The organism is Mesorhizobium sp. M7A.F.Ca.MR.148.00.0.0 (assembly GCF_003997735.1).
GTDB lineage: Bacteria > Pseudomonadota > Alphaproteobacteria > Rhizobiales > Rhizobiaceae > Mesorhizobium.
In genome coordinates this window covers 5,223-9,468 of sequence record NZ_RZTB01000157.1, presented here as the reverse complement: position 1 = coordinate 9,468, position 4,246 = coordinate 5,223, and the positions used below count along the sequence as shown (strand labels likewise).

6 protein-coding genes and 2 pseudogenes (1 of these 8 running past the window's edge) are annotated in these 4,246 nt (G+C 60.3%); 2 read left to right on the top strand and 6 right to left on the bottom strand.

What is annotated here, in order from left to right; genetic code table 11:
* Together EOB49_RS30885 and EOB49_RS38705 are read left to right on the top strand one after the other, a co-directional pair.
* The coding region (locus tag EOB49_RS30885) for a tyrosine-type recombinase/integrase (RefSeq protein WP_281060583.1) at nt 1-700 on the top strand (700 nt) is incomplete at its 5' end.
* Nucleotides 607-846, top strand: a complete 240-nt coding sequence (locus EOB49_RS38705) for a tyrosine-type recombinase/integrase (RefSeq protein WP_346016482.1) — start codon at nt 607-609, stop codon at nt 844-846. The genes EOB49_RS30885 and EOB49_RS38705, both read left to right, overlap by 94 nt.
* Nucleotides 847-962: 116 nt before the next feature.
* Here the strand turns inward: EOB49_RS38705 and tnpB are convergent.
* The 6 genes and pseudogenes from tnpB to EOB49_RS30855 form a co-directional block, all read right to left on the bottom strand.
* A pseudogene (gene tnpB / locus EOB49_RS30880) lies at nt 963-1,079 on the bottom strand (IS66 family insertion sequence element accessory protein TnpB); the annotation flags it as partial.
* Nucleotides 1,076-1,522, bottom strand: coding sequence for a transposase (locus EOB49_RS30875; protein ID WP_127383206.1), 447 nt, complete (start codon nt 1,520-1,522; stop codon nt 1,076-1,078). The pseudogene tnpB and the gene EOB49_RS30875, both read right to left, overlap by 4 nt.
* Nucleotides 1,497-2,150: a transposase gene (locus tag EOB49_RS30870; protein ID WP_245472899.1), complete on the bottom strand. Its 654-nt coding sequence runs from the start codon at nt 2,148-2,150 to the stop codon at nt 1,497-1,499. Before EOB49_RS30870 ends, EOB49_RS30875 begins: the two co-directional genes overlap by 26 nt.
* 161 nt (nt 2,151-2,311) lie before the next feature.
* Nucleotides 2,312-3,652: a diaminobutyrate--2-oxoglutarate transaminase gene (gene ectB / locus EOB49_RS30865; protein WP_164781868.1), complete on the bottom strand. Its 1,341-nt coding sequence runs from the start codon at nt 3,650-3,652 to the stop codon at nt 2,312-2,314.
* Nucleotides 3,588-3,932, bottom strand: a complete 345-nt coding sequence (locus EOB49_RS30860) for a hypothetical protein (RefSeq protein ID WP_127383204.1) — start codon at nt 3,930-3,932, stop codon at nt 3,588-3,590. Before EOB49_RS30860 ends, ectB begins: the two co-directional genes overlap by 65 nt.
* Before the next feature lie 97 nt (nt 3,933-4,029).
* Nucleotides 4,030-4,246 (bottom strand): annotated as a pseudogene (locus tag EOB49_RS30855) (helix-turn-helix domain-containing protein) (its annotated part continues 307 nt past the right edge of the window); the annotation flags it as partial.

Genomic DNA, 4,246 nt, shown 5'->3' with positions numbered 1-4,246 from the left:
GCGCATGCTGATCCTCTTTGCCGCCGACCGGTTGCATAAGAAGCCGGCGGCGTTGGCGCTCGAAGATCTCGATCGAGACCTCGTTCTCGCTTTTCTCGACGAACTCGAGGAGAAGCGGAACAATTGCGTCGCCACGCGCAACGCCCGCTTGGCCGCGATCCGGTCTTTTTTCCACCACGTCGCTGCCGCCGACCCGGCGTCCTTCGGTGTGGCCCAACGCGTGCTGTCGATTCCCATTAAACGGGCACACACCGAGGTAACGCACCATCTCACCAAGGCCGAAGTGGATACCCTCATCGCGGCGCCCGATCCAAAGACGCCTCGTGGTCGGCGCGACCGAGCCTTTCTGCTCTTCCTGGCACGGACCGGCGCCCGGGTCTCGGAAGCCACCGGCGTCAACGCAAATGACCTTCAGTTGGAGCGCTCTCACCCGCAAGTGCTGCTGCGCGGCAAGGGGCGCAGAGACCGCGTCGTGCCCATTCCTAAGGACCTGGCGCGAGCGCTGACGACCTTGTTGGGCGAGCGCGGGATCACCCATCACGAGCCGCGACCGATATTCGTCGGCGCCCGCAACGAGCGCCTGACTCGCTTGGAGCGACCCATATCGTGCGGCGTGCGGCGGCCGAGGCCGTGCCTATCAGGCCAGCCTTGGCCGACAAGCCCATATCGCCGCACATCTTCCGGCACTCCCTCGCCATGAAGCTTCTCCAGTCTGGCGTGGACCTTTTGACGATCCAAGCCTGGCTCGGGCACGCACAGGTCGCCACGACCCACCGCTATGCCGCAGCGGATGTCGAGATGATGCGGCGTCAACGGCGATCACGGCGCGCGATTCCGACCGAATGACTCCGTTCTGCAACTGCTGAACTCCATCTGAATGTTATGTGGCGGAGGCAAGCTGGGTTTGGCCGGCCCGAAAGCGGTCAGGGCGGCTCCGCCACATAATCTCGCCCGACGCATAAGAACGGATCCGCGCCCATCGCCTCGCGCACGAGCGCTGCCAGACCTTCCGCTCCCTTGCGGAAGTCGACGGGCTTCGTCACCACCATGACCTTGACCGCTCCCGTTGGCCCGATCACGACGTTGCCCTCAGCGCACGGATCACAGCTGCAACCGTCTTCGAATCCGCCCCACGACCTACCCGCATTGCGATGCCGTCGATCTCAAGCTCGATCACACCAGCGTCTCGAGCCGGCTCCCGCTTCCTTGGCTGTGGCCGATGCTTCGCCGCGTGCTTCGGAAGCGCTGCCGTCACCACCGCCGGCACGAACATGGACTCCGATACCGCTGCCTCCCCCATCGGCCGGCGAGCAGCCCGGCGCCAGGTGAACAATTGCTGCCGGGAAAGTCCATACCGGCGTGCCACAGCACAAACCGTCTCGTCCGCCTCGTAGCTCTCCGCCACTATCCGGGCCTTCTCCTCCGGCGGCCACTCACGCCGCCGACCCGAACCAGTGAAGATTTCCAGCCGACGGACCGGCTCCTCGTCCTTGGACTTAAGCGTAAACTCTGAAATCGTCATATGTCGAAGCCCTCAAAGGCCTCGAACATCGTCCCTTACATCCACGCGCGAAAGGTGCCGCCGGGACAGCGCTTACTCTGCTGCGCCATATGCGCGAAGCTCTGGCGGGCAAGCCAGCGACGGTGCGCCAATGTTCAATGACCGCCGCCCTCGTAGACCCGGCCATGCGCAGAAGGAAGGAGAGCAGTTGCTGGCGTTTACGGCGCAGATCGTCGCCTGCAGTTTCCCGAGCATCGCGGACAGCCTCATGGAGGACGTCCGGCACCCACACCCCAGTCAGCTCGCCCGCCCGATGCAGCCTCGCCAGCGTGACCGCGTCCCGTCGGTTCGTCTTGATCCGCTCGCCCGACCCCTTCGGGATCAGGGCCGGCGCAACCACCATGCAGTCCTGACCAAGATCGCGAACCTGCCGGCACAACCCGTAACCCGTCGGCACGGCCTCGAAGCAGACGTGCAGTCGATCATACTTCTGTCCCAGCTTCTTGATCGTCCGCTCTATCGCTGCAGGACTATTTTCGACCTCGCCGACAAACCGGACCTCGCCGGTGCGGCCGCCCTCCGCGATCGCCACCGCGTGCTTCTTCTTGGCTACATCAAACGCGACAAACGCTTCGCTACACTCTCCCATGGCTCGCCCTCCGTGCGCGAGGATCGGCTCGGCCCATCCGAGCAACCCTCGTCTCTTAATCGAACGAAAGGGCGGGCCACCGATCTCAGCCCTGGAACATGACGTCTAGGCTAGCTTGACCTTCCAAAAAATCAGCTGTGTCCACCAACAGGACGCAGTTGCTATGCATCAACCTCGAGGTCGACGGCCGTTTGAACTGGATTTTTCTCCATACTGGCCTGCACAGCGCCAATGCTCTCGCGAACGATTGACAAACCACGGCGCAGGTCAGCCTCGGTAATGGTAAGAGCAACAAGGAACTTGAGCACCTCGCTCCGCCCGCCACAGGTCTCGATCACCAAGCCGCGACGAAGAGCTTCCCCCGCGATTTGGACCGCCAATGAACGGTGCTTTTGCGATACAAGACCGTACATCAATCCGCGGCCCCGTAAGGTCAGGCCAAGGCTGGGGAAGTTTTCTGCGATTGACTTGAGTTCCTCCGCCAGGATCGCGGACTTGCGAGCGATTTCCTCCTCAAATTTCGTATCAGCCCAATAGGTCTCAAGAGCCACGCGAGCAGTCACGAAAGCAAGGTTATTGCCTCTGAACGTGCCGCTGTGCGCACCAGGAGACCAAATATCCAGTTCAGGCTTCAGAAGAACGAGCGACATCGGCGTTCCGATTGCCGACAACGACTTTGACAGAGTGACAATGTCAGGCACGATCTTAGCAGCTTCAAAACTGAAGAATTGTCCCGTGCGGCCGACACCTGCCTGGATATCATCCAGAATCATCAGGATCCCATGCTTTGCGGTGAGGTCACGCAGCCTATGCAGCCATTTAAAGCTTGCAGGATTGATGCCCCCTTCCCCTTGAACTGCTTCCAGAATCACCGCGGCAGGTTTGTCCAGACCGCTGCTCGGATCGTTCAGTAGCTTTTCAAAGTAATCGAGTGTGTCAACGGAAGCGCCGAGATAACCATCATAGGGCAAAAATGCCACATGCGAGACGGGGTAGCCTGCAGCACTGCGGTACTTCTTGTTTCCAGTCGCAGCCAACGATCCGGCGCTAACGCCATGGAACGCATTGGTAAATGCGACGATATTCGCTCTGCCGGTTACTAGGCGCGCCAGCTTCAGCGCTGCCTCGACTGCGTTTGTACCTGTGGGACCAGTAAACTGCAGCTTATAATTCAGACCACGCGGCTTCAGGATGTATTGCTCAAAGGCTTCGATAAATGCCTTCTTGGCACTCGTGGCAAGGTCAAGCCCATGCACGATGCCGTCGCGCTCGATGTAAGCCAGCAACGCCTTCTTGAAGGCGGGGTTATTATGGCCGTAATTAAGGGCGCCTGCCCCGGCGAAAAAATCGAGATACTCACGACCGTCTGCACCAATGAGGGTAGTTCCAACCGCGCGATCGAAGAGGATCGGAAATGAACGGATGTAGCCACGCACCTCAGACTCGAGACGCTCGAAAATTGCGATGCTCGCATCGTTCGAAGGCGAGAATTTCTTGTTCATAGCGGCGATCTCCTTGTTCATAGAAGCGAATTCCTTCGAATTGGCAGCCCGCATCTAGCGGCGTCAAACCCGTGTGGATGAATCTAGCAGCGTCGAATGAGCGATCTGCTCTGATTCTCCGCTGCATACGCAGAAGATCGGCGTTTTTTCCCCAGTCCTGCATAAAATCAGCTGCTTTGAGGGTGGTAAGTGGGTGATTCACGCTCTGATCAACGGGATGGGCCGGACAGGCCACTGTTGCGGCGATGGCAAATGTAATGATGAAGTTCCGCGCACCCATGTCTTTGCCACAGGTTCGCCCTTGTTCATTTATTGGACAGCACGGGGAGACGGTAGGCCCTGAGACGGCGGTCGATCATGCTCTCATATGCGGGGTTTTCGTCGACCGACAGCACAATGGCGTGAGCCGGCGGATCAACATAGAGGCCGACGACGTTGCGCAATTTGTCGACGAACTGCGGACCGTTGGAGAGCTTGAACTGGCGCCAGCGGTTGGGCTGCAGCCCGTGCGCCTTCCAGATGCGGCGCACCGCGCTGGCGCTGATGCCGGCCGCGGCCGCCATCATGCCGGCGGCCCAGTGTGCGTCGTCTCGC

Coding starts and splice junctions, on each gene's coding strand:
- EOB49_RS30875 (WP_127383206.1), bottom strand. CDS start 1,522: ATGACGATTTCAGAGTTTACGCTTAAGTCCAAGGACGAGGAGCCGGTC.
- EOB49_RS30870 (WP_245472899.1), bottom strand. CDS start 2,150: ATGGGAGAGTGTAGCGAAGCGTTTGTCGCGTTTGATGTAGCCAAGAAG.
- ectB (WP_164781868.1), bottom strand. CDS start 3,652: ATGAACAAGAAATTCTCGCCTTCGAACGATGCGAGCATCGCAATTTTC.
- EOB49_RS30860 (WP_127383204.1), bottom strand. CDS start 3,932: ATGGGTGCGCGGAACTTCATCATTACATTTGCCATCGCCGCAACAGTG.